This is a genomic window from Leeia oryzae DSM 17879, assembly GCF_000376945.1.
Classification (GTDB): domain Bacteria; phylum Pseudomonadota; class Gammaproteobacteria; order Burkholderiales; family Leeiaceae; genus Leeia; species Leeia oryzae.
Genome location: NZ_AQXU01000018.1, coordinates 105,012 through 126,871 on the forward strand (window position 1 = coordinate 105,012; position 21,860 = coordinate 126,871).

The following is a 21,860-nucleotide window of genomic DNA, read 5'->3' on the forward strand; positions in this document are numbered from 1 at the left end:
GATCAAAAACACATGCAAAATGAATATATCAGCAAGGTGATCCCGGTTTCCTTGCTCAATCAACAGGTTGGCGACCTGCTCAACCAGACCTTCCCGCCACTATGGGTCAGCGGCGAGATATCCAACCTGACACGCGCAGCGTCTGGCCACTGGTATTTTGTGCTGAAAGATGCGGCCGCCCAGGTCCGCTGCGTGATGTTCCGCCACAAGGCGCAGTATGTAGACTGGCAGGTAGCCAACGGCGAACAGGTCGAGTTGTTTGCGAGCGTCGGTTTTTATGTGCCGCGCGGCGAGTTCCAGCTGACCATCGAGACCATGCGCCGGGCAGGACGCGGCAGCCTGTTTGAGGCGTTTGAGCAGTTGAAAGCCAAACTGGCAGCAGAAGGCCTGTTTGCGAGCACGCGCAAGCGCCCGTTACCCACCCATCCGGCCGCCATTGGGGTGATCTCCTCGCCGCAGGCCGCGGCACTGCGCGACATCCTGATCGCCCTGCGTCGGCGTGCCCCGCATATTCCCGTCATCATCTACCCGGCGCCGGTGCAAGGCGACGGCGCAGCGGCCAAACTGACACAAGCGGTACGGACGGCCAATGCACGCGCTGAAGTGGATGTCCTGATTGTGGCACGGGGAGGCGGGTCGATTGAGGACCTGTGGTCTTTCAATGATGAGGCGCTGGCCCGTGCCATTGCCGGGTCAGATATTCCGGTGGTGAGCGGCGTTGGCCATGAAACCGACTTTACCATAGCGGACTTTGCCGCCGATGTACGGGCGGCCACGCCCACTGCGGCGGCTGAACTGGTATCGCCCGACGGCGCGGTATTACGGCACCGCTTGCTGCAGGCCCGCGAGCGTTTGCAGCGCGGCCAGCAGCGGATGATGGAACAACGCATGCAGCAACTGGACTGGCTGGCGCGCCGGCTGATCCACCCCGGTGAACGGCTGGCACGCCAGTCAGAACAGCTGAGCCAGCTGGAACGCCGGTTGCAGCAGGCGCTGGAACGCCGCGTGAACCTGGCCAGCCACCGGGTACAGCAAGCCCGGCTGCGCCTGAAAGGAACTCGTCCGGACCTGCAGCCGCTGCAATGGCGTCTGGCCCAGACCGAAGCCCGTTTGAAGCAAGGCCTGCAGACCCGCATGCAAACCCGGCAGCACCAGCTGGACCGGCTGGCCAACCGCTTGCAAGGGCTGGACCCGACAGCGGTACTGGCGCGCGGTTACAGCCTGGTGACCAACCTGCAAGGCGAGATCATTCGCAGCCCGGCACAGGTAGCACCAGGTGAAGCGCTGGCCGTGCAATTGCAGGGCGGCAAGCTGGAGGTGAATGCCAAACGTGCAGCCCCCGTTCAGACCGAGCTGCCGTTATAATCTGGCCTATCATCCGATGAAATTGACTGCACCGGCCTGCCAGATCGAATTTATGTCAGGCATGGTCGCTTGAAGGCGGTTGCTTTGGCCCCATTTAGTCAGGATACAGATCATCACTGCCATGCACAGACATGACCCCGCCGGGCCGGTCGCCAGACGCACCCGCCCGCCGGGCAGCGTCATTGCAGGGCAGTACATGCCATCATCCATCAATACCGAATGCCTGCCGGCAGATCACTCCACGTACTGCGGCAAGCACCCTGAATGTTAGAGGACACCATGCAAAAAGCGGCACCTATTCCAGTTACCATCGTCACCGGCTTTCTTGGTGCAGGCAAAACCACCCTGCTGAACCGGGTTCTGAAAGAAAATCATGGCCAGAAAATTGCCGTGATCGAAAACGAGTTTGGCGAAGTCGGGATTGATAACGAACTGCTGGTGCAAGACAGCGAACAGATCGTAGAAATGAATAACGGCTGTATCTGCTGTACCGTACGCGGGGACTTGCAACGCAACCTGCTGGAACTGGCAGGCAAGCGGGCCATGGGCCAGCTGAACTTTGACCGGGTGCTGATCGAGACCACCGGTCTGGCCGACCCGGGGCCGGTAGCTCAGACCTTCTTCTTCGACGAAGAAGTACAGCGTCTGTATACCCTGGATGCCGTGCTGACCGTCGTGGATGCCAAGCATGGCGATGTGCAGCTAGACCGTGAAGAAACCGCCCAGAAACAGGTGGCATTTGCCGACCGCATCTTGCTGTCCAAGACCGATCTGGTAGATGCGGCAACCCGCGAGGCACTGGAAACCCGCCTGCTGCGCATGAACCCGCGCGCGCGCATCCAGGCCGTACATTTTGGCGAAACCCCGCTGGACCAGATTCTGGACATTCAAGGCTTTGACCTGAAAGCCAAGCTGGAAATCAACCCGAAGTTTCTGGAAATCGAAGCGCATGACCATGCGCACGATCACGACCACGAATGCGATGACCATTGTGACCATGATCACCACCATCATGATCATGACCACGACCATGCCTGTGACGAACATTGCGACCATGACCATGATCACGGTCATGCGCACGGCCATCTGGACGCAGTGCAGTCGTTTGTGTTCCGCAGCGAGCGCGCCTTTGAAATGGGCAAGCTGGAAGCGTGTCTGGGCAAGCTGCTGGATATCTATGGCAATGACCTGTATCGCTACAAGGGCTTGCTGTACATTGCCAAGGAGCCGCGCCAGGTGATTTTCCAGGGCGTACACATGATGATGAGCAGCGATTTTGGCCGGCGCTGGAACGATGGCGAAAAGAAAACCAACACCATGGTGTTTATCGGCCGTGACCTGCCGAAGGACATCTTCGAGCAGGAGCTGACCCGCTGCTTGCTGGCGCCCAAGTCGTAAACACGGATGGATGTCGCCCGGCTGTTCCGCCACCCGCTGCTCCCGGAAACCGAGCTGCTATCGGCGCATTACGAGGAACACACCTTCAGCCCGCACTGGCATGACTGTTATGTCGTGCCGGTGATTCAGGCCGGGGCACAGGTGTACCAGTATGCCCGAGAGCAGCACTTGGCCATTTCGGGCTGTATTGGGGTGATTAACCCCGGTGAAATCCATACCGGGATGCGGGCAGGAGATGAAGGCTGGACCTACCGGGCGTTTTATCCGCCAGTCAGCTATCTGCAAAAAATTGCCTGTGACCTGGCGGGCAAAGACGTTTCCCCGCCCTGGTTTCCGCTTCGGGTGATTCAGGATATTCCGCTGGCCAGACAATTATTGGCCGCGCACCAGCTGCTGGAGCAGCAATTTCCTGACTGGCTGGAAATCGAAACCCGACTGTATCAGGCCATGAGCACCCTGATTACCCGTTATGCCGGTATTGCACCAGAAAATGATGCAGGCCAACTGCCACGACAAGTAACCCTGATGAAAGAAGTATTGTCTTGCCGGTTGGAAGACAGCCTGACGCTGGAACAATTGGCGGCTGAGACCGGGTTGTCGGCCTTTCATGCGGCCCGTACATTCTCGCGCACGGTCGGCATGCCGCCGCATGCGTGGCGTAACCAGCTGCGGCTGAACCGGTCACTTGATTTGCTGCGACAGGGTAAATCGGTCACGGAAACCGCCGTGGCACTGGGCTTTACCGACCAGAGCCACTTTACCCGCCATTTCAAGCGCGCCTTCGGCGTGCCGCCCGGCAGCTGGAAAGCCGCCTGACATGCCTGTGTACAGACTGTTTCCATCCCATAGCTGGACCATCCAGAGCCCGTTAACCGTCGAGCAATTGACGGATGGCCTGCATCGGGAAATCGACACCCGCCTGTTTGACGATGCGCTGCCAAGGCACTGGCATGGCCGCATTGATAAAACCGGATTTGAATGCCAACCCGTGCGGCCCGGCAACCCGGCCTTTCTGCCGCAGTTGAGCGGTACCTTTGACCAGAGCCAGCCACCCGGTACGCGGGTAGCGCTACACATCAGCCAACCGCTCTTGAGCGGTGCGCTGGTCATCCTGTGGTGCATTTTCCTGCTGCTGCTCGGCAGCGTGCATGTGTACGGACAACTGCAGCAGCACCTGCCGCTGACGTTGAAAGCGGGGGTGCCTTTTCTGCTAGCCGTGATCAGCTATGGCTGGCTGAACCACCATTTCTGGCAGTCTGCCTTGCCGGAGATACAGCGTTTCAACCGGTGGCATGATGCCATGGCCGGCCAACCTGGCCATTCGCCTGCGCAAGACGCCTGACCCGCCGTCGGCGTGCCGCACAAGGCCCGCCCCGGTGTCCACCGCAAGAATGTACAAGCCCGTTCGGTCTTTTCGCGGTAAGGTAAAACCTTCCTTCGCTGACCGGACCTTCGCATGACCGACGCCCATACCCCCAAAACCCTGTTCTGGCTAGGTGCCAGAGACATCCTGCCCATGCTGGTAGGTGCCGCGCCGTTCGGGATCATTTTTGGCGCCCTGGCCGCCACCAGCGGCATGTCGCTCTGGCATGGTCCGTTGATGTCGTCGATTGTCTTTGCAGGCTCCAGCCAGTTTATCGCCGTCGGGCTGGTAACCGGCCACGCCAGCATGGTACTGATCTGGCTGACCACCTTTATCGTCAACCTGCGCCATGGCCTGTACGGCGCCACCCTGCTGCCGCATGTCAGCCATCTGCCGTTGCGCTGGCGCCTGGGACTGAGCGCCATTCTGACCGACGAAGCCTTTGCCGTGATGGTGGGCCACTACCGGACCCACCCGGACAACCCGCATTCGCACTGGTATTTTCTGGGGTGCAGTCTGGCCATGTACGTCAACTGGCAGTGCTGTACCCTGATCGGGGTGTTGTTCGGGCAGGCCTTTCCCGGGCTGGAACACATGGGGCTGGACTTTGCCATGGCCGTCACATTCATCAGTATTGTGGTGCCGCAACTGGTAACCCGCCCCAAACTGATTGCCGCGCTGATCTCTGCCGTGGTGGCGGTGGCTACACTGGGCTGGCCTTACAAGCTGGGCCTGATGACCGCCATCCTGGCCGGTGTGGCTGCCGGCATGCTGCTGCACAAACACAAGGAAGCTGCCAAATGAACTACACCCTGATGATTGTCGGCATGATGGTCGCCACCTTTGCCACCCGGGCGATTTTCTTTGTGCTCGGGGACCGCATCCGTTTTTCAGAGACCCTGAAAACTGCACTCGGGTTTGTGCCGGTGACGGTACTGACAGCCATTACTGTACCCATGCTGCTGGTGCCCAACGGCTCGCTGGATCTCAGTTACCGTAACCCCTGGCTGGTGGGCGGCGTGGTCACCGTCTTCACTGCCCTGTTGCAGAAGAACCCGCTGGTGACCATCGTGATCGGACTGGCGGCTTTTTTCGCCTACAAGCACTGGCTGCTCTGAACCAGGCGGCGTGAACATTCCTTATGCTCCCTGCCCTACCGGGCGCACATACACGGCGCAGGGCGCGCCGCGGCGGTCTGGCAGGTCCTGGTGATGCTCGAACCCCATCTGCTGATACAATCTGACCGCGGTTTTGAAGATCGGACTGGTATGCAACCCCAGCGTCGAGACGCCGTCCCGCTGCGCCCGCTGGATGCACGCCTCTACCAGCTGACGGCCAACCCCGAGTCCCCGGGCATCCGGATGAACGGACAGCATGCGGATCACGCCCCAATCCGGCTGAAATACTGGCTCGCGCAGCCGACCGGGGGCCACATAGCCGACCGACCCGATCACGACGCCATTTTTCTCGGCGACCAGCAGTTCTGCATCGTCGGCCAGCTTGGCCGTTGAGGCGAGGACATCGACAAAACCCTGCCAGTGATCCAGGTCTTTCCGGAACTGATAGAACGCATCCAGGGCAACTTGGTTCACCGCGGCATAATCGGTCGCCTGATAGCGACGGATGGTGATCTGCTCACGGGGAACGTGCCGGTGCCGACGCCGCCACAACCCTTCTGGCCGGTAACGCATCATCAGGATCAGGGCCAGCCCGAAGATCAGCATGCGCAGCGTCCCGGCATCCAGCAGGTGCGTCCAGACAGCAGGGTTCACCAGCGACACATGCTTGACCAGCAGGGGGTGCACCCATTCAATGACATCGCGCAGCACTTCCGGCAGCACCGTCAGCAGCACGGCCCCAATGATCACCCCGGGAATGGACCCCATGCCCCCCAGCACCACCATCACCAGCAGCATGGTGGATTCGCCCAGAGTAAAGGATTCCGGGCTGACAAACTGCTGGAAACTGGCAAACAGCGCCCCGGAAATGCCGCCAAACGCCGCCCCCATCGAAAAAGCCAGCAGCTTGATGTTGCGCTTGTTAAGGCCGGTGGCTTCTGCGGCCACTTCGTCTTCGCGCAAGGCCATCCAGGCACGGCCGATGCGGGAGTTTTCCAAGCGATGCGACACCTGCACCAGCAGCAGTATCAGTGCGAGGAACACAAAGTAGTAGTTGATGACCGGGGTTAGCGTAACCGGCCCGATGGACCAGGTGGTGAGGACCGACAGCTCGCCGGCATGCAGGGGCTGTATGCCCATGATGCCTTGCGAACCGCTGGTGATGTCGAACGGGCGGTCCAGATTCACCACAAAGATGCGGATGATTTCACCAAAGCCGAGCGTCACGATGGCCAGATAATCGCCGCGCAGCTTGAGGGTGGGTGCGCCCAGAAGCGCCCCCGCAACCCCCGCCAGCACGGCGGCCAGCATCAGGATCAGCCAGACCGGCCAGTCGGTGGGTGTCGTCGCCAGCCCGGCGCTGAACAGGTGCGGTGACGCCAGCAAGGCGTACAGATAAGCGCCCAGCGCATAAAAGCCGATGTAACCCAGATCCAGCAAGCCGGCATAGCCCACCACGATGTTAAGCCCGAGCGCCAGCATGGCATACAGCATGGAAAAGCAGGCCACCCGTACCCAGGCATCTCCCAGAAACGGGGCACCGTGCAATACAAACGGCAACACCACCAGCAACAAGGCCAGGGCAATGGTTTTTTTAGGATGGAAACGCATGAATGCTGTCCCCTCTGTTGGTGGTTTGTACAAGACCGGCCCACACGTGATGCGAACCTGATTCATGAAAAAACAAGCGACCTGTCTGATGCAGACTTGATTAAGCTCATGTTCTGCCTGATTATTATTAACTTGACACCGTATGACAAACGGAAAATACTTGCTGTACCCATGAATCAGATTCATACAGATGACCACCAAAAGCCCGCTGGAAATCCGGCACCTCTACACGCTACTGACACTGGCCCGCACTGGCAGCTTTACCGAAACCGGACGCCTGCTGCACCTGACCCAGTCCGCCATCTCCTATCAGATCAAGGCACTCGAAGAACACTACCGGGTGAAGATTTTCGAACGGAAAACGCTGCCGCCGCGCTTTACCATGGCCGGGCAAAGCCTGCTGGAACTGGCAAGGGTGGTGCAGGATCAGGTCAGTTCTACCGAGCACGATCTGGAGCGGATTGCGCGGGCCGAAGCCGGACAGCTGCGGATCACCGTCAGTTGTCACTCCTCGTTTGACTGGCTGCTGCCGGCCAATGAACGCTTTCATGAACGCTACCCGGGGGTGCTGCTGGATTTTGTGATGGGCTGGCCGACCGACCCGGTGACGATGCTGAAACAGGGCATTGCCGACGTCATCATTGCCGAGGAAGTCGATGAACCGGCCGTGGTGCAGCAACCGATGTTTTCATTTGAGGTGATGGCGGTACTGCCCAAAGGACACGCCTTGCTGGCCAAACCGTTTCTGACGGCTGCCGACTTTGCGAACGACACCCTGATTACCTACCCGCTGCCCGATAACCGCCTGGATGTGGTGCACAAGGTGTTGCAGCCGGCGGGCATTACCCCGCCACGCCGGACCAACGAGTTTACCGCCGCGATTGTGCAACTGGTGGCACTGGGACACGGGCTGGCCACCCTGCCGGCATTCGGGGTGGCTGATTATGCAAAGCGCGGTTACGTGGAAGTCCGGCCAATTACCGAACACGGTTTGTATTGCGACCTGTTTGCCATCATCCGGCCGGAATCTGCCCGCATTGGCTATGTGGCAGCGTATCTGGATGAAATCCGCACGGCGGGCACCCGGCATGTCGCCCAGATCTGGCAACCGGCAGGGGCCGCCTGAATCCGGCATGCGTTACGCGTCGCACACGTCCCGCATCAGACGCACGCTGTCGGTGATGTCTTCTGTTGCCACCGCACCATAACCCAGCACCAGCCCGTTGCCGTCCTGCGCCTGCTGCCGGTAGTACGACAACAAGCGCAGTGACAGCCCCTGTGCTGCCGCTCGCACCGCCCAGCCATCGGCATCCAGTGGATGTTGCCATTGCAGGGTGAGGTGCAGGCCGGCATGGCCGCCAGACAACACAAACTCGGGGCCAAAGTGCTGCTGGAGCGCTTGCCGGAGCACCTGCTGGCGTTCGGCATAAATGCCGCGCATGCGGCGGATGTGGGTAGCAAAGTAGCCGGCATCGATAAAATCGGCCAGCGCCGCCTGCAACACCAGCTGACCCGGCCGATACAGCTGGGTCAGCGCCACCCGGAAGGCCGGTGCCAGCGATGACGGCACCACCAGATAACTCAGCCGCAGCCCCGGATACATCACCTTGCTGAACGTCCCCAGATAAATGACCCGCTCATGGTCATCCAGCCCCTGTAATGCGGGCAGCGGCTTGCTGTCGTAACGGAATTCGCTGTCGTAATCGTCCTCGACGATCCAGACACCTTGCGCGCGCGCGTATGCCAGCAGCTGATGGCGCCTGGGCAGACTCATCGGAATACCCAGCGGGTACTGATGCGCAGGGGTGGTCAGCACCAGCTTGGGTGCGGGGTGGCCGGACACGGCCATCTGATCACAGCAGATGCCTTCCTGATCCACCGGCACGCCATCCACCACGAGCCCCGCGGCCTGCCAGACCAGACGGGAGCTGGTATTGCAGGGCTCCTCCACCAGTGCACGGTCCCCTGCATCAGCCAGCATGCGCGCGCACAGGTCCAGCGACTGGCGCGTGCCCGTGGTAATCAGGATCTGGTCCGGATGGCAGCGCACCGCCCGGGAAACCTGCAGATAATCGGCCAGCACCCGCCTGAGCGGCGCGTACCCCCCGCTGGTGTCGTAACCGGAGAGCAAGGCAGCGTCCTGCTTGCCGCGGCGGTTTTGCAGCCGCTGCCAGATGGCAAACGGGAAATGACGGGTATCGGCCACCCCGGGCACAAAAGCACCCGCCGGGGCCAGCATGGTTTTGGGCCGTGCCAGCAATTGCCCTGCGCGTTGCGACAGCATCGTCTGGGGCGGGACACTGGCCGTGGCTGGCGGCGGCACCTGCCGGGAGGACGGCAAGCTATGGCCGACAAAGGTGCCGCTGCCGTGGCGCGCCTGCAGGTAGCCTTCGGCCTGCAACTGGTCAAAGGCCAGCGTGACGGTGATTCTGGACAATTGCAGTTCACTGGCCAGCGCCCGCGTGGAAGGCAAACGCTGGCCGGCCACCAGCACGCCATCCAGGATGGCCTGTCGGATGGCGGCATAGAGCTGGCGCTGCAAGGGTTGCGCCGCATCGCGCGACAATCGGGCCAGCAGCAAATCGGCCAACGGGGTGGACACCAAAGTGGACATATCAGATCAACAAAACTGGCTATAGGGAATAAAGCCATTCTGGCCTATGATGAACTGCAATCGCAAGTGACTTTTACCGTACATGGATGCGCCGATGACCACACCCGCCAGTAACCAGCTCTTTTCCACCATGGCTGCCCGCACCTCCCTGGAAGATGCCGCCGCCTGTCTGTGGCAACACTACGGTCTGCGTGGGGTGGCCAGTCCGCTCAACAGCGAACGGGACGAGAACTTTCACATCCGGGCCGACAATGGTCAGGAGTACGTGCTGAAATTCACGCACCCAGCCGAAGACCCGGGGGTGACCGACTTCCAGACCCGGGCCTTGATGCATGCCGCCCAGCGAGATCCTGAGTTACCCATCGCCCGGATCATGCCGCGGCTGGATGGCGAGCCGTACGGACGGGTGCAGATTGATCATGGACCCGCACGCATCTTGCGCCTGTACAGTTACCTTCAAGGAACACCCCTGCACCAGATCAGCCGCACCCCGGCCCAGCGCCGGCATCTGGGCATGACCCTGGCCCGGCTGAACATCGCCTTGCAGGACTTTAGCCATCCGTCGGCAGGCCACGAACTGCTCTGGGACATTCAGCACTCCGAACGCCTGAAACCGCTGATGGACGGCATGCCCGTCGGCCCGCGCCGTGACCTGTCCGAACGCTTCATGCACAACTTCGAGACCGTGGTGCAGCCGCGTCTGGCCAGCCTGCGCAAGCAGGTCATCCACAACGACCTGAACCCGTATAACGTGCTGGTAGACCCGCACGACCATACCACCACCGCCGGCCTGATCGACTTTGGCGACATGGTGCACGCCCCGCTGGCCAACGAGCTGGGCGTTGCCTGCTCCTACCAGCTATCGCAAAACGAGAACCCGCTGGATACGGCGGCGGAACTGATTGCCGGCTATCACGCGGTGAATCCGCTGCGGCCTGATGAAATCGACCTGCTGTACGACCTGATTGCCGCCCGCCTGCTGATGACCGTGACCATTACCGGCTGGCGCGCCCGCCAGTACCCCGAAAACGAAACCTACATCCTGCGCAACAACCGCTTGTCGTGGGACGGACTGGAGCGCATTGCCGCGGTCCGGCGTGAAGACGCGCAACGCTACCTGCGCCACATCTGTGAGATGGAGAACTGACATGAGCCAGAAAGACCCCCGCATGGCCAACGCCTTTGACCCCGGCAAGCTGGGTGACCTGCCCGCCCGGGAGCAGGCACTCATTGCCCGCCGCCAGCGCACGCTGGGCCAGGCTTACCGGCTGTTTTACGAACACCCGGTGCACGTGGTGCGTGGCGAAGGGGTCTGGCTGTACGACCCGGACGGCACCCCGTATCTGGATGTATACAACAACGTGGCGTCGGTCGGGCACTGTCACCCGCGGGTAGCGGATGCCATTTACCGGCAAGCCACCACGCTCAACACCCACACCCGCTATCTCAATGAAGTGATTCTGGATTACGCCGAGCGCCTGCTGGCGACCTTGCCGGCGGCCACCAGCCAGACCATGTTTACCTGCACCGGCAGCGAAGCCAACGACCTGGCGCTACGGCTGACGCGTGCTTTTACCGGCGGGACCGGCATCATTGTCACCGCACACGCCTACCATGGCGTCACCAGCAGCATTGCCGAACTGTCCCCGTCCTTTGGCCCGAACGTACCGTTAGGGGCGCATGTGCGCACCGTGACGCCGCCCGACCCTTACCGCTATCCGGACGAAGCCGTAGGAGAACGCTTCACCCGCGAGGTACAAGCCGCCATTGATGACCTGCTGGCCAACGGCATCCAGCCAGCAGCGCTGCTGGTGGACACCCTGTTTACCAGCGATGGCGTGTTTGCCGACCCGCCCGGATTTCTGGCCGGGGCCGTCGAGGCCATCCACCGTGCCGGCGGGCTGTTCATCGCAGATGAGGTACAAGCTGGCTTTGCCCGCTCCGGCAGTCATTTCTGGGGCTTCCAGCGCCACGGCATCACACCGGACATCGTCACCATGGGCAAGCCGATGGGCAACGGCCACCCGATTGCCGGTCTGGCCGCCCGCCCGGAAATCATCGATACCTTTGGCAGCAAGGTGCGCTACTTCAATACCTTTGGCGGCAACCCGGTTTCGTGCGCGGCCGGCATGGCAGTGCTGGACGTGATCCGGGACGAACAGCTGCAGGACAATGCCCGCATGACGGGCGCCTACCTGAAAGCCGGGTTTGAACAACTGGCAGAAAAACATGACCTGATCGGCGATGTGCGCGGCGCCGGATTCTTTCTGGGGGTAGAAATGGTGACCGACCGGCAGGCACGGACACCCGCCCGCGAAGAAACCGCCAGAATCGTCAATGCCCTGCGGGAAAAGCACATCCTGATCAGCGCCACCGGTCCACACGGCAACACACTGAAGGTAAGGCCGCAACTGCCCTTCTCGGTCGACAATGCCGACTTGCTGCTCGGGACGCTGGATGACGTGCTCACCTCGCTGTAACCGTCGCGGCTGACGCCAGCGGCCCAGGTACTGACAATGAAAGCACCGTGCAGAGACCGCTGAATGGTGCCATAATGAATCGTCCATGCCGGATAGATGCCTGCCCGGTTTGGACATTCAAGTGTCTGGACCTGGAGCAGTCGCATGTCACGCATCACATCGGTCTTTGTTGCCGTGCTTGTCAGCTGTCTGGCGTGGTTTCCGCCGGTCCAGGCCCGCACGCTGACCATGTGCTATGACAATTGGAAGCCGTATGCGTTTATCGACGCCCATGACCACATCACCGGCATTACCATCGAGATACTCCAGACAGCCGCCAAGACGCTAGGGCACGACCTGCGCCCGGTTTACAGTTCTTATGACGCCTGCCGGCGCCTGGTCAGAAGCGGTAACGTGGACATCAAGCTGTTCTCGTCGGGTGATGAAGACCAGGATTTGCCCCATCTGGCACGCAGCACCGAATACTGGCTCATCGCCGCGGTGGTTCCCGCAGAGAGTCCGCAGACCAGCTTCAGCGACATGCGCATGTTTGCCGGCAAGACCGCCGGGCTGGTACAGGGGTATGTGTATCCGGACAGCATGACCCAGTTCAAGGACTGGAAAAGCATCCATACCTCGCTGGAATCCGAAACCAACATGAACCTGCTGCAGTTGGGAAGAATCGACGTGACGTTTGATGATTACTACTGGCTAAAAGACGAAATCAGCCAGCGCAAAGCCCCCTTGAAAGTGCTGTTGCCCATTATCAGTGCGATTCCGCAGTACACGATTTTTGCGAAGAAAGACCAAGCACTGGCCAGACAGTTTGATGCAGAGATCAGCAAACTGTTCCAGAGCGGCAAGGTAGACGCCATCTATAAACACTACACCGGCTCGACGCTAGCGCATTACATCAAGCCGGAACATCCATAAACCACCGGCACCCGGGGCGGATACCGGTGGTGCTGGCACACCTGCCTTAGCGGGTAAATGCCTTGGCCAGCTCGGCAATATGGTCCGGGGAAATGCCGCAGCAACCGCCAACGATGGTTGCACCCTGGTCCACCCAGCGTTGCGCCCACTGCAGGTAGTTTTTAGGTCCCAGATCTTCACGCAGTTCATCCAGCCCTGAGTTGGCTTCTGCATCTTTCGGTTGTGGTGGGAAGGCATTGGCGTACACGCCAACTTCAACCTGTGCCCCGGCCGCGTCGATTACCTGCCGCGCCGCCTTGACCGCAGACTCCATCACTTCTGGCTGGCTGCAGTTAAACAGGACAGCTTTGACGTTCAGGGCCAATGCCGCACGCACTGCATCAGCCACGGCTTCGCCTGAGCGCAGGCGAACATCCGCACCGGCAAATTCGTCATCCAGCGTAAACGATACCCAGAACGGCTTGCTGTTACCGGCCAGCGCGGTATGCGCCGCGCGGATTTCTGCAATCGAGCTTTGGGTTTCTGCCAGCCATACGTCGACATGCGCATCCAGGCCCTTGATCAGGGTCTGGTGGATACGGATGGATTCGGCCTCGTCAAACAGGTCTGGCCGATAGGAGCCCAGCGCAGGCGAGAGTGACCCCGCCACGGTCACCGGATGCGCTGCCTTGCGGGCAGACTCGCGCGCCAGCTCGCCAGACAACCTGGCCAGTGCTTCGCCCTGTGCGTTAAAACGCTCGTCACCAATGTGAAAAGGCACCACGGCATAGCTGTTGGTGCTGATGATCTGCGCGCCGCTCTGGATGAAGGCATCGTGCGCCTGCACCACAAATTGTGGCCCCTCCATCAGCGCCAGTGCCGACCATTCCGGCTGGCGGAAAGGCGCACCGATACGGTTGAGTTCGCGGCCCATGCCGCCGTCCAGAATCTTTACTTGTGTTGCCACGTGGTTTCTCCAGTCTGGCAAGGCGCCCCTCCGGCCGGTAGGGTATGTGCGCCCTGCTTTGTTCATGCAAAAAGCGTTTTCTTGTTTCCGTTGTATCAGGGTAAACGCAACGGGCTGCCGATATCAACCGTCAACAGACAGCCGGATACCGGACGTTTGAGTGATTGCCAGATTACAGCTGGTCCAGCGCCTGCAGGATATCGGCATTGATATCGTCACTGTGTTCGATACCGATGGCGTAGCGCACCAGGTTCACCGGGATACCCGCGGTTTTCATCTGCTCCGGCGTCAGGGTGCCTGCCCACATGGCTGCGGCATGGATCACCAGCGAATCCACCCCGCCCAGGCTAGGCGCGTTGACGGGCAGCTTCAGCAGCGACACAAAGCGGCTGGCGGTGTCGTAGTCACCGTCGATCATGAACGAGACAATGCCACCAAAGCCTTTCATCTGGCGTTTGGCCAGTTCGTGCTGCGGATGACTTGCCAGCCCCGGGTACAGCACGCGCTGTACCTTCGGGTGCGCTTCCAGCGTCTGCGCCAGCGACAGGCCGTTCTGGTTGACGCGGTTCATCCGCATCGGGAAGGTTCTGAGGCCGCGCAGCAGCAGCCAGCTGTCCATCGGTGACAAGACCGAGCCCAGCGTGATGTGGGTTTTCCAGATACGGGCGGCCAGTTCTTTGCTGGTACACACCACACCCGCGGTCAGGTCATGGTGCCCACCCAGGTATTTGGTGGCGCTCTGCACCACGATATCCACCCCCAGATCGTGCGGGCGCTGGTTAAACGGGGTCGCCAGCGTATTGTCAGCCAGCGTCAGGATGCCCTTTTCGCGCGCCACCCGGGTTACGGCTTCGATGTCGGTAATCGCCAGCATCGGGTTGGACGGAGTTTCCAGCGTGATCAGGCGGGTGTTCGGACGAATGGCATCGATAAAGGCCTGGGCATCGGCCTGGTCCACCAGGGTGATTTCCACGCCAAAGCTGCGCAGCATTTCGTCCAGAATCCGGCTGGTACTCATGTAGTGGCGTGTCTGCCCGATGACATGGTCACCCGCTTTGACGAACGACAGGATGGAAGAAGAGATTGCGCCCATGCCGGAACCCATGACCAGCGCGGTTTCCGTGCCTTCGAACTCGGCCAGGATGGCTTTGATGCGCTCATGCCCCGGATTGCCGTAGCGGGTGTAATTGCGCGGGTGCTGCGGCACCTCGGACATCTCGATGAACTCTTCCGGGCTGTCGGCGCGGAACACGGCCGAGTAGTTGATCGACGGGGCGACGGTTTTATCGTCAGTCACGCCGTAATCGGCATGAATCGCCAGGGTATCGAGGTGATAGGTCATGTCTGCATCTCCTGCCTGCCGCAGTAAAACAATGGGGGATCGGGGTCGGGCAAACCCCGGGGATGGATGTTTGCCCGCGTGGGTCTTGTTAGCGACGGATGTGCCGGGTATTGCGGTGTTCGGCAAACCGGACCACCAGCGAGATGGTCAGCGTCGTCAGGGCATAGATCACCCCGGCAATGATCAGCGCATCGGTGGTGTACGACCGGGCCGACAGCCGGCGAACGATGCCGGTCATGTCCAGCACGGTAATGGTACTGACCAGCGCCGTGGCCTTGAGCTGGGCAATCACTTCGTTGCCCAGTACCGGGGTCACGATGCTCAGTGCCCGCGGGATGATGATGTAGCGGTAGCACTGGAACTTGCTCAGACCATACGCCGTGGCGGCTTCTTTCTCGCCGTGCGGGACGGCCATGATCCCGGCGCGCACGTCTTCAGCCATGTAGGCGGTCAGGTTGAGCGCCAGCACGGTAATGCCGCAATAGAAAGAATCACCCAGCAGTGGCCAGATCACCGAGTTGCGCACGGCTTCGAACTGGCTCAGCCCGTAATAAAAGATAAAGATCTGTACCAGCAGTGGTGTACCGCGGAAAATCGACGAATAGGTACGGGCAAACTGTCTTAGCCAGGCGTTTTCTGACACGCGGGCAATCGCCAGGGGCACGGCCAGCAGGAAGGCAAAGAAACAGGAACCGGCCAGCAGCTTTAGCGAGACAATGAAACCGTCCAGAATTTCCGGACCGCTCTCGATCAGCAGAGTGTAGTAATCATCAAACAGAGACATGCTCATGACCTCGCTGTAAAGCCACGGTTTGCCATTTTTTCCAGATAGGCAAATACCGGGTTAGAAATCGCCAGAAACAGAAAGTAAATGCCCGCCACTGCCACAAAAAACACAAACGGCTGCTTGGTGTACTGGGCGGCCATGTCGGCCTTTTTCAGCAGGTCTTCCAGACCCACCACCGATACCAGCGAGGTATCTTTCAGCAGCGATTGCCACATATTGTTCAGACTGGGCAAAGAAATCCGCCACGCCTGTGGTAACTGGACATAAAAGAACATCTGGGTACGCGACAGGCCATAGGCCTTGGCCGCTTCAATCTGCCCGACCGGTACGGCATTGAACGCACCGCGGAACACTTCGGACGCGTAGGCCGAAAACACGATGGCCAGCGCAAACACGCCACCGACAAACGGGCTGATCTCGAAGACCCCGTCAAACTGGTTGTTGATCAGGTTGGACAAGCCGAAGTAACAGATCAGGATGATCAGAAACTCGGGCACGCCACGCAAAAAGTTGGTGAAGAAATTCACCGTGCGGCGCAAGTACGTATAGCTGGATAACTTGCAGGCAGCAAAAACCAGGCCCAGTACCAGACCAAACAATAGTGCGGTAAACGCCAGCTGCAGGGTGACAGACGCCCCCAGCAACAACTGTTCACCGTAACTGAGCAGGATATCCATTCGTACTCCTCTAAACTTTGCAAAGGTGCCGGCCAGGGCCGGCACCCGTCACTACGCTGCCGGGCTTACTTGCTGGCAGGTGCAATACTGAAAGGGAAAACCTTTTTGTTGGCTTTGGCAAACGTGCCATCGCTCAGGATTTGCTTGATGGCCGCGTTGTATTTGTCTTTCAGCGCATCGCCCTTGCGAACGGCAATCCCGGTACCTTCACCGAACATCGCGACATCGTTGATGGCCTTGCCGGCATAGTTAAAGCCGTCTTTCTTGCCGGTCTTGTTGATCCAGTCGTAAGACACGGTGGTATCGGCCAGCACGGCGTTCACACGGCCGGCTTCCAGATCCAGCCAGGCCTGATCCAGCGACTGGTAAATCTTCAGTTCGATACCGGACTTGTCTTTTGGCAGACGGGTTTTCAGGTAGCTTTCGTGGTTGGTACCGCTTTGTACGCCTACGATCTTGCCTTTGAGCGTGGCTGGGTTCTCAGTAATGCCAGAACCTTTTTTCGCTACGTATTGCACCGGTGCCAGGGTAAACAGGTTGGTGAAATCGACGACTTTCTTGCGTTCGTCGGTAATGGACATCTGTGCCAGTACCGCATCGATCTTCTTGGCTTTCAGGGCAGGAATCAGGGCATCAAAGTCCATGGTCACGTATTCGCACTTGACCTTCATCTGCTTGCACATCACGTCGTTCAGTTCGATTTCCATGCCTTGCAGCTTGCCGGTGGCATCCTTGAATTCGAATGGCGCGTAGTCGGACAGGGTACCTACCTTGACCACCTGTTCAGCATGAGCCGCCAGGCCCAGCATCAAACTACCGGCAACAACAGCGCTTAGGGTTTTCAATTTCATCTTTGCTCTCCTGATTGAACAATCGTCAACAACTACTTGGTGGCCATACTTGAAAGAAACTTCTGGAAACGTGGCGATTTCTGGCTGGCAAACAGTTCTGCCGGCGGACCGTCTTCTTCGACCTTGCCCTGATGGAAAAACACCACCCGGCTGGCCACTTCACGGGCAAAGCCCATTTCGTGGGTCACCACCAGCATGGTGCGGCCATCTTCGGCCAGCGAACGCATGACCTTGAGCACTTCACCCACCAGCTCCGGGTCCAGCGCCGAGGTCGGCTCGTCAAACAGCATGACGTCCGGCTCCATGGCCAGTGCACGCGCAATGGCCACCCGCTGCTGCTGCCCGCCGGACAACTGGTTAGGGTAATGGTGGCGTTTTTCGGCCAGACCTACCTTCTCCAGATAGGCAATGGCGGCCAGCTCTGCGTCCCGCTTGTCGATGCCCAGCACCTTGACCGGTGCGAACATCACGTTTTGCAGCACGGTCATGTGTGCCCACAGGTTGAACTGCTGGAACACCATTGCCAGCTTGCGACGAATGCGTACCATCTGCTGCGCGTCTGCCGGGTAGGGCAGGCCATCGCGGCCGGTGGCCATCTTGATCAGTTCACCATTCACGTACACACGGCCGGCATTGGGCATTTCCAGCAGGTTGATACAGCGCAGGAAGGTACTTTTGCCCGAGCCGCTGCTGCCCAGAATGGTAATCACATCATGCTTTTTGGCCGTCAGGCTGATCCCCTTCAGGACTTCAGTCTGGCCAAACGACTTGTGCAAGTCTTCAACTACCAGCACGTCTCTGGCATGACTATTAGTTTCTGTACTACTCACTTGAGTGTCCTCCTGACTAAATGGACGGAATATGACCTGGATGACGACCGGAACACCGGATGAAGCCAGGTTCTGAAAGTAAACAGAACCTGACTCACAGACAATGCCTGTTACGCATTCATGTAAGTTAGGCACACATTTTTATAATATATAACCTAAACTTATCGCCAAGCGTTGCAACATATATGAAACCACCTGTGTTGAGAAGCATTAAGTAAAAGATTTCACCTAAAGGGCGGGATTCCCCCTGATTATATGAATTTTGTTCATAAACCAGCAGCACCCCGCTTTTGCCTCACCCGCGATTGATACACACCACTTTGGGTTGCGACATCTCGGCGACCGAGAAACGCACGCCTTCCCGCCCGAGTGACCCGTGCTTGAAACCGCCAAACGGCATGCCGTCGAACCGGTAGTCAGACGAATCATTGATCATGATGCCGCCTGCCTCGATGCGCTCGGCCGCTTGGAGCGCGGTCTCCAGATTGCGGGTAAAAATGCCGGCATGCAAGCTGCTTTCGCTGCGGTTGGCTTCAAGGATGGCGTCTTCAAAATCCTCGAACGGCGCAATGCTCACGACCGGGGCAAACACTTCCTCGGACCAGACCAGACTCTCCGGTGAGACATCCGTCAGGACCGTGGGCTGGTAGACGCTGCCCTGGCGACGGTGACCACAGACCACGCGGGCGCCCTGCCGTACGGCATCATCTACCCACTGCTCGATCCGCCGTGCCTGGAACTCGGTAATCATCGGCCCCATGTCGGTCGTTTCCTGTAGCGGGTCACCGGTTACCATCTGCCGGGTTTGCTCGGCAAACTGCGCCACAAACGCCTCATACACCGAGGCCTGCACCAGAATCCGCTGAGTGCCGATACAGTTCTGCCCGGCGGCCCAGAAAGACCCGGACACGCACGACGCTACGGCCGCGGCCAGATCACAATCTGCCATCACGATAACCGGCGCGTTACCACCCAGATCCATGGCCATTTTCTTCAGACCCGCCGCACGGGTAATGGCCTCGGCCGTTTTGGTACCGCCGGTAAAACTGATCATGCGGATGTCGCGTTCGCGGACCAGCGCTTCGGCCAGGTGTTTTTCGCCATGCACCACCTGCAACTGACTGGTCGACAGCCCTGCAGCCCACAACACCTCGGCCAGCTTCTGGGCCGACAGCGGCGCCAGTTCGGACGGCTTCAGGATCACCGCATTACCGGCAGCAATGGCCGGCCCCAGCTTGTGTGCCGCCAGATTCAGCGGATCGTTAAACGGGGTGATGGCCAGAATGATGCCCAGCGGCTCCTGGGTAAAATACCCCTGACGCTGCTCTGAGCCCTGGTAGGCGCTGAACGGAATCACTTCGCCACCCAGGCGCTTGGCTTCTTCTGCCGACAGGCGCAAGGTATTGATACAGCGCGCCACTTCTTTGCGCGCCTGGCGGATCGGCTTGCCGGACTCGGCCGAGATGGTGCTGGCAAAGGTTTCCACCTGGCTGGCAATGGCATCTGCCGCCCCGTTCAAGATCTGAGCCCGGTCGTGACGGGACATGCGGCGACCGATGTCAGCCCCGGCCCGGGCCCGTTGCATCACCATCGGCACGTCGTCCACCTCGGTGAACGGCACGTAGCCGACAATGCGTCCGTCAAAAGCAGCATACACCGTCAGGTTTTCAATGGCTGGGGTCATGGCGACCGCTTCACGCAAGATGTTCATCGGGTCCTCACTTCTTGATACGGTCGTTCAAATCAATCAGGTCTGACAGCATGGCAAACGCCGTTTCATGGCGGCCAGCGCCAGGTCCGGAGACGGTCATCGCCCCCAGCAGGTCAGTGGTAAACGTCACGGCATTGTTGGCGCCATGTGCGGCCAGCAGCGGGTCGGTCAGCGGCAGTTTCTGCGGCCCGACCGTCCCGTTGATGCTGCCGTCGGCCTGCTGGCGGCCTTCGCCGATCAGGCGCCAGGCGTATCCTTCTGCGCGGGCCTCACGTACCTGCTGTTCTGACAAACCGGTAATGCCTTCCCGGGCGATCTCGGCCGGTTTCATGCCGTTACCCCACAAGGCGTTGGCCAAAATCGCCACTTTCAGTTGCACATCCCAGCCTTCGACGTCAGCGGTCGGGTCGGCTTCGGCATAACCCAGTTGCTGGGCTTCGCGGATGGCGTCAGCAAAACTGGCGCCGGCCTCCACCTGGCTCAGCACAAAGTTGCAGGTGCCATTGAGGATGCCGCGGAAACCGCTGATGTCACAGCCGCGCAAGGTCACGTCCAGCTGGCGCAGTACCGGGGTACCGCTCATCACCGTGCCTTCGAACAGGAACTGCACGCCCATTTCGCTGGCCAGCGACTGCAGCGCATGCCCGGCCAGCGCCAACGGCCCTTTGTTGGTGGTAATCAGGTGCTTGCCGGCGCTTAAGGCGGTGCGGCAATGGCTGAGCGCCGGTTCGCCGGTTTGCGGGTTGGTAAAGGTGGCTTCCAGCACCACATCCACGCAGTTCAGCTGAATCATGGACAGAGTCTCTGCCAGCGAAGCACCACCACGCTGGGTACCGGCCTTGGCCAGCACGTCATCTACCGCGTACCCCTTGGCCGGCAGGGCGATCAGCGCATCCAGATCCAGACCGTCTTCATGCCAGATGGTCCCGAACCGCATGTCGGATACCGCCGTGATGTTCAGGGTCATGCCATAGCGGTCTGCCAGCATGGCCTGCTTCTGGCGGATGACCTCGGCCAGTCCATGGTTGACACCGCCAAAACCGATAAGGGCCAGATTGAATTTCATGTACGTCTCCAGAACGTGTCAGCAATGGAGTGCAGTGTAGGGAGAAGAATGACCACCGTAACCGGACAAAATGACCATATTGCAGCCAATTTGTGGTCATTGTGGTCGGTGGCTTTTGCGCATTTTAATGCACATGACATGCTGCATTGCAGTCAAGAAACCGCCATGTGCGTATAGTCGCTGCACTGGCGCTATTTGCACTGCAGCAAAACCCGGTAAAACGGGCCCATGGAAGACGTACAGGATAAAAACGAATCAGCGGGTGCGGCGGTCAGTCGGCGTGGATAACTGAAAGGCGGTACGGGTATCTTCTACCCCGGGCAGTTGCGCAATGAAAGACCAGATTTCGCTGATCCGTTCTTGCGATTCGGCCTCGATATGCACCATCAGGTCGAATTCGCCACTGAGAATGGCGCAGTAGGTGACTTCCGGAATCTTGCCGATGGCGGTGGTGACATCGGCCCCGCGCATGCGATCTTTGCGGTACACCATCATGATGGCGCGCACCAGCGACTTGGCCGGGGATTTTTCCTTCAGCCGGATGGTGTAGCCGGCGATGATTTTCTGCGCTTCCAGCCGGTCGATCCGATGCGTGACCGCATGGCGGGACAACCCCACTTTCATCGCCAGCGTGGTCATGGGAATCCTTGCATCTGCCTGCAATTCTTCGAGAATCTTCTGGTCAATGGTATCGAGTTCTGGGGTACGCATGCCGCAATTATCTCTGACTCCCGGCAATTAGGAAAGCGTGCCCGCCGCGCAGGGCTTGGTGACGCAGCGCCACCCAGG

The 21,860-nt window shown here is 59.7% G+C and carries 21 protein-coding genes; 10 read left to right on the top strand and 11 right to left on the bottom strand.

Annotated elements, in window-relative coordinates; genetic code table 11:
- Nucleotides 1–12 precede the first annotated feature (12 nt).
- The 6 genes from xseA (at nucleotide 13) to F552_RS0105455 (ending at nucleotide 5,244) form a co-directional block, all read left to right on the top strand.
- The gene (xseA, locus tag F552_RS0105425) at nucleotides 13–1,365 is read left to right on the top strand and encodes an exodeoxyribonuclease VII large subunit (protein ID WP_018150714.1); all 1,353 of its coding nucleotides are present in this window, start codon (nucleotides 13–15) and stop codon (nucleotides 1,363–1,365) included.
- Between the two features lie 279 nt (nucleotides 1,366–1,644).
- On the top strand, nucleotides 1,645–2,763 hold the full coding sequence (locus F552_RS0105435) for a CobW family GTP-binding protein (protein ID WP_026182416.1): 1,119 nt from the start codon (nucleotides 1,645–1,647) through the stop codon (nucleotides 2,761–2,763).
- Between the two features lie 6 nt (nucleotides 2,764–2,769).
- On the top strand, nucleotides 2,770–3,579 hold the full coding sequence (locus F552_RS0105440) for an AraC family transcriptional regulator (protein ID WP_018150717.1): 810 nt from the start codon (nucleotides 2,770–2,772) through the stop codon (nucleotides 3,577–3,579).
- 1 nt (nucleotide 3,580) lies between these two features.
- Nucleotides 3,581–4,105 (top strand): hypothetical protein, encoded by a 525-nt coding sequence (locus F552_RS0105445; protein WP_018150718.1) that lies wholly within the window; start codon nucleotides 3,581–3,583, stop codon nucleotides 4,103–4,105.
- A 114-nt stretch (nucleotides 4,106–4,219) separates the two neighbouring features.
- Entirely contained in the window at nucleotides 4,220–4,930 is a 711-nt protein-coding gene (locus tag F552_RS0105450; protein WP_018150719.1) for an AzlC family ABC transporter permease, read from the top strand.
- The gene (locus F552_RS0105455; protein ID WP_018150720.1) at nucleotides 4,927–5,244 is read left to right on the top strand and encodes an AzlD domain-containing protein; all 318 of its coding nucleotides are present in this window, start codon (nucleotides 4,927–4,929) and stop codon (nucleotides 5,242–5,244) included. Before F552_RS0105450 ends, F552_RS0105455 begins: the two co-directional genes overlap by 4 nt.
- Nucleotides 5,245–5,265: 21 nt before the next feature.
- On the opposite strand, the gene F552_RS18565 is transcribed toward F552_RS0105455, so the two are convergent.
- The gene (locus F552_RS18565) at nucleotides 5,266–6,855 is read right to left on the bottom strand and encodes a GNAT family N-acetyltransferase (RefSeq protein WP_018150721.1); all 1,590 of its coding nucleotides are present in this window, start codon (nucleotides 6,853–6,855) and stop codon (nucleotides 5,266–5,268) included.
- A gap of 190 nt (nucleotides 6,856–7,045) precedes the next feature.
- Here F552_RS18565 and F552_RS0105465 point away from each other — a divergent pair, with 190 nt between their 5' ends.
- Complete coding sequence (locus tag F552_RS0105465; protein WP_018150722.1) at nucleotides 7,046–7,981, top strand: LysR family transcriptional regulator; 936 nt, start codon at nucleotides 7,046–7,048, stop codon at nucleotides 7,979–7,981.
- Nucleotides 7,982–7,993: 12 nt separating this feature from the next.
- Here the strand turns inward: F552_RS0105465 and pdxR are convergent, their stop codons facing one another.
- Nucleotides 7,994–9,469, bottom strand: a complete 1,476-nt coding sequence (pdxR, locus tag F552_RS0105470; protein WP_018150723.1) for a MocR-like pyridoxine biosynthesis transcription factor PdxR — start codon at nucleotides 9,467–9,469, stop codon at nucleotides 7,994–7,996.
- Nucleotides 9,470–9,563: 94 nt separating this feature from the next.
- Between pdxR and F552_RS0105475 the strand changes: the two genes are divergently transcribed.
- The 3 genes from F552_RS0105475 to F552_RS0105485 all read left to right on the top strand — a co-directional run bounded on the left by F552_RS0105475 (nucleotide 9,564) and on the right by F552_RS0105485 (nucleotide 12,861).
- Nucleotides 9,564–10,616, top strand: coding sequence for a phosphotransferase (locus F552_RS0105475; protein ID WP_018150724.1), 1,053 nt, complete (start codon nucleotides 9,564–9,566; stop codon nucleotides 10,614–10,616).
- Between the two features lies 1 nt (nucleotide 10,617).
- Complete coding sequence (locus tag F552_RS0105480; protein ID WP_018150725.1) at nucleotides 10,618–11,949, top strand: aspartate aminotransferase family protein; 1,332 nt, start codon at nucleotides 10,618–10,620, stop codon at nucleotides 11,947–11,949.
- A 144-nt stretch (nucleotides 11,950–12,093) separates the two neighbouring features.
- Entirely contained in the window at nucleotides 12,094–12,861 is a 768-nt protein-coding gene (locus F552_RS0105485; protein WP_018150726.1) for a substrate-binding periplasmic protein, read from the top strand.
- Between the two features lie 46 nt (nucleotides 12,862–12,907).
- Here F552_RS0105485 and F552_RS0105490 read toward each other — a convergent pair whose 3' ends face one another.
- The 9 genes from F552_RS0105490 to F552_RS0105535 all read right to left on the bottom strand — a co-directional run bounded on the left by F552_RS0105490 (nucleotide 12,908) and on the right by F552_RS0105535 (nucleotide 21,782).
- Nucleotides 12,908–13,807 (bottom strand): homocysteine S-methyltransferase family protein, encoded by a 900-nt coding sequence (locus F552_RS0105490; protein ID WP_018150727.1) that lies wholly within the window; start codon nucleotides 13,805–13,807, stop codon nucleotides 12,908–12,910.
- A 172-nt stretch (nucleotides 13,808–13,979) separates the two neighbouring features.
- Nucleotides 13,980–15,149, bottom strand: a complete 1,170-nt coding sequence (locus F552_RS0105495; protein ID WP_018150728.1) for a trans-sulfuration enzyme family protein — start codon at nucleotides 15,147–15,149, stop codon at nucleotides 13,980–13,982.
- An 88-nt stretch (nucleotides 15,150–15,237) separates the two neighbouring features.
- Entirely contained in the window at nucleotides 15,238–15,933 is a 696-nt protein-coding gene (locus tag F552_RS0105500) for an ABC transporter permease (RefSeq protein WP_156802228.1), read from the bottom strand.
- 2 nt (nucleotides 15,934–15,935) lie between these two features.
- Nucleotides 15,936–16,613 (bottom strand): ABC transporter permease, encoded by a 678-nt coding sequence (locus F552_RS0105505; RefSeq protein WP_018150730.1) that lies wholly within the window; start codon nucleotides 16,611–16,613, stop codon nucleotides 15,936–15,938.
- 65 nt (nucleotides 16,614–16,678) lie between these two features.
- Nucleotides 16,679–17,464 (bottom strand): ABC transporter substrate-binding protein, encoded by a 786-nt coding sequence (locus F552_RS0105510; protein ID WP_018150731.1) that lies wholly within the window; start codon nucleotides 17,462–17,464, stop codon nucleotides 16,679–16,681.
- Nucleotides 17,465–17,496: 32 nt separating this feature from the next.
- On the bottom strand, nucleotides 17,497–18,294 hold the full coding sequence (locus tag F552_RS0105515; protein WP_281168674.1) for an ABC transporter ATP-binding protein: 798 nt from the start codon (nucleotides 18,292–18,294) through the stop codon (nucleotides 17,497–17,499).
- A gap of 295 nt (nucleotides 18,295–18,589) precedes the next feature.
- Nucleotides 18,590–20,005 carry an aldehyde dehydrogenase family protein gene (locus F552_RS0105520; protein ID WP_018150733.1) on the bottom strand — a complete coding sequence of 472 codons (1,416 nt, stop codon included), beginning with the start codon at nucleotides 20,003–20,005 and terminating at the stop codon, nucleotides 18,590–18,592.
- A gap of 7 nt (nucleotides 20,006–20,012) precedes the next feature.
- Nucleotides 20,013–21,071 (bottom strand): homoserine dehydrogenase, encoded by a 1,059-nt coding sequence (locus F552_RS0105525; protein ID WP_018150734.1) that lies wholly within the window; start codon nucleotides 21,069–21,071, stop codon nucleotides 20,013–20,015.
- A 255-nt stretch (nucleotides 21,072–21,326) separates the two neighbouring features.
- Nucleotides 21,327–21,782 carry an Lrp/AsnC family transcriptional regulator gene (locus tag F552_RS0105535; RefSeq protein WP_018150736.1) on the bottom strand — a complete coding sequence of 152 codons (456 nt, stop codon included), beginning with the start codon at nucleotides 21,780–21,782 and terminating at the stop codon, nucleotides 21,327–21,329.
- Between the last annotated feature and the right edge of the window lie 78 nt (nucleotides 21,783–21,860).

What these genes read in the sequence shown, in the direction of transcription:
- xseA (WP_018150714.1), top strand. Translation starts at nt 13, where the DNA reads ATGCAAAATGAATATATCAGCAAGGTGATCCCGGTTTCCTTGCTCAAT.
- F552_RS0105435 (WP_026182416.1), top strand. Translation starts at nt 1,645, where the DNA reads ATGCAAAAAGCGGCACCTATTCCAGTTACCATCGTCACCGGCTTTCTT.
- F552_RS0105440 (WP_018150717.1), top strand. Translation starts at nt 2,770, where the DNA reads ATGGATGTCGCCCGGCTGTTCCGCCACCCGCTGCTCCCGGAAACCGAG.
- F552_RS0105445 (WP_018150718.1), top strand. Translation starts at nt 3,581, where the DNA reads ATGCCTGTGTACAGACTGTTTCCATCCCATAGCTGGACCATCCAGAGC.
- F552_RS0105450 (WP_018150719.1), top strand. Translation starts at nt 4,220, where the DNA reads ATGACCGACGCCCATACCCCCAAAACCCTGTTCTGGCTAGGTGCCAGA.
- F552_RS0105455 (WP_018150720.1), top strand. Translation starts at nt 4,927, where the DNA reads ATGAACTACACCCTGATGATTGTCGGCATGATGGTCGCCACCTTTGCC.
- F552_RS18565 (WP_018150721.1), bottom strand. Translation starts at nt 6,855, where the DNA reads ATGCGTTTCCATCCTAAAAAAACCATTGCCCTGGCCTTGTTGCTGGTG.
- F552_RS0105465 (WP_018150722.1), top strand. Translation starts at nt 7,046, where the DNA reads ATGACCACCAAAAGCCCGCTGGAAATCCGGCACCTCTACACGCTACTG.
- pdxR (WP_018150723.1), bottom strand. Translation starts at nt 9,469, where the DNA reads ATGTCCACTTTGGTGTCCACCCCGTTGGCCGATTTGCTGCTGGCCCGA.
- F552_RS0105475 (WP_018150724.1), top strand. Translation starts at nt 9,564, where the DNA reads ATGACCACACCCGCCAGTAACCAGCTCTTTTCCACCATGGCTGCCCGC.
- F552_RS0105480 (WP_018150725.1), top strand. Translation starts at nt 10,618, where the DNA reads ATGAGCCAGAAAGACCCCCGCATGGCCAACGCCTTTGACCCCGGCAAG.
- F552_RS0105485 (WP_018150726.1), top strand. Translation starts at nt 12,094, where the DNA reads ATGTCACGCATCACATCGGTCTTTGTTGCCGTGCTTGTCAGCTGTCTG.
- F552_RS0105495 (WP_018150728.1), bottom strand. Translation starts at nt 15,149, where the DNA reads ATGACCTATCACCTCGATACCCTGGCGATTCATGCCGATTACGGCGTG.
- F552_RS0105500 (WP_156802228.1), bottom strand. Translation starts at nt 15,933, where the DNA reads ATGTCTCTGTTTGATGATTACTACACTCTGCTGATCGAGAGCGGTCCG.
- F552_RS0105505 (WP_018150730.1), bottom strand. Translation starts at nt 16,613, where the DNA reads ATGGATATCCTGCTCAGTTACGGTGAACAGTTGTTGCTGGGGGCGTCT.
- F552_RS0105510 (WP_018150731.1), bottom strand. Translation starts at nt 17,464, where the DNA reads ATGAAATTGAAAACCCTAAGCGCTGTTGTTGCCGGTAGTTTGATGCTG.
- F552_RS0105520 (WP_018150733.1), bottom strand. Translation starts at nt 20,005, where the DNA reads ATGAACATCTTGCGTGAAGCGGTCGCCATGACCCCAGCCATTGAAAAC.
- F552_RS0105525 (WP_018150734.1), bottom strand. Translation starts at nt 21,071, where the DNA reads ATGAAATTCAATCTGGCCCTTATCGGTTTTGGCGGTGTCAACCATGGA.
- F552_RS0105535 (WP_018150736.1), bottom strand. Translation starts at nt 21,782, where the DNA reads ATGCGTACCCCAGAACTCGATACCATTGACCAGAAGATTCTCGAAGAA.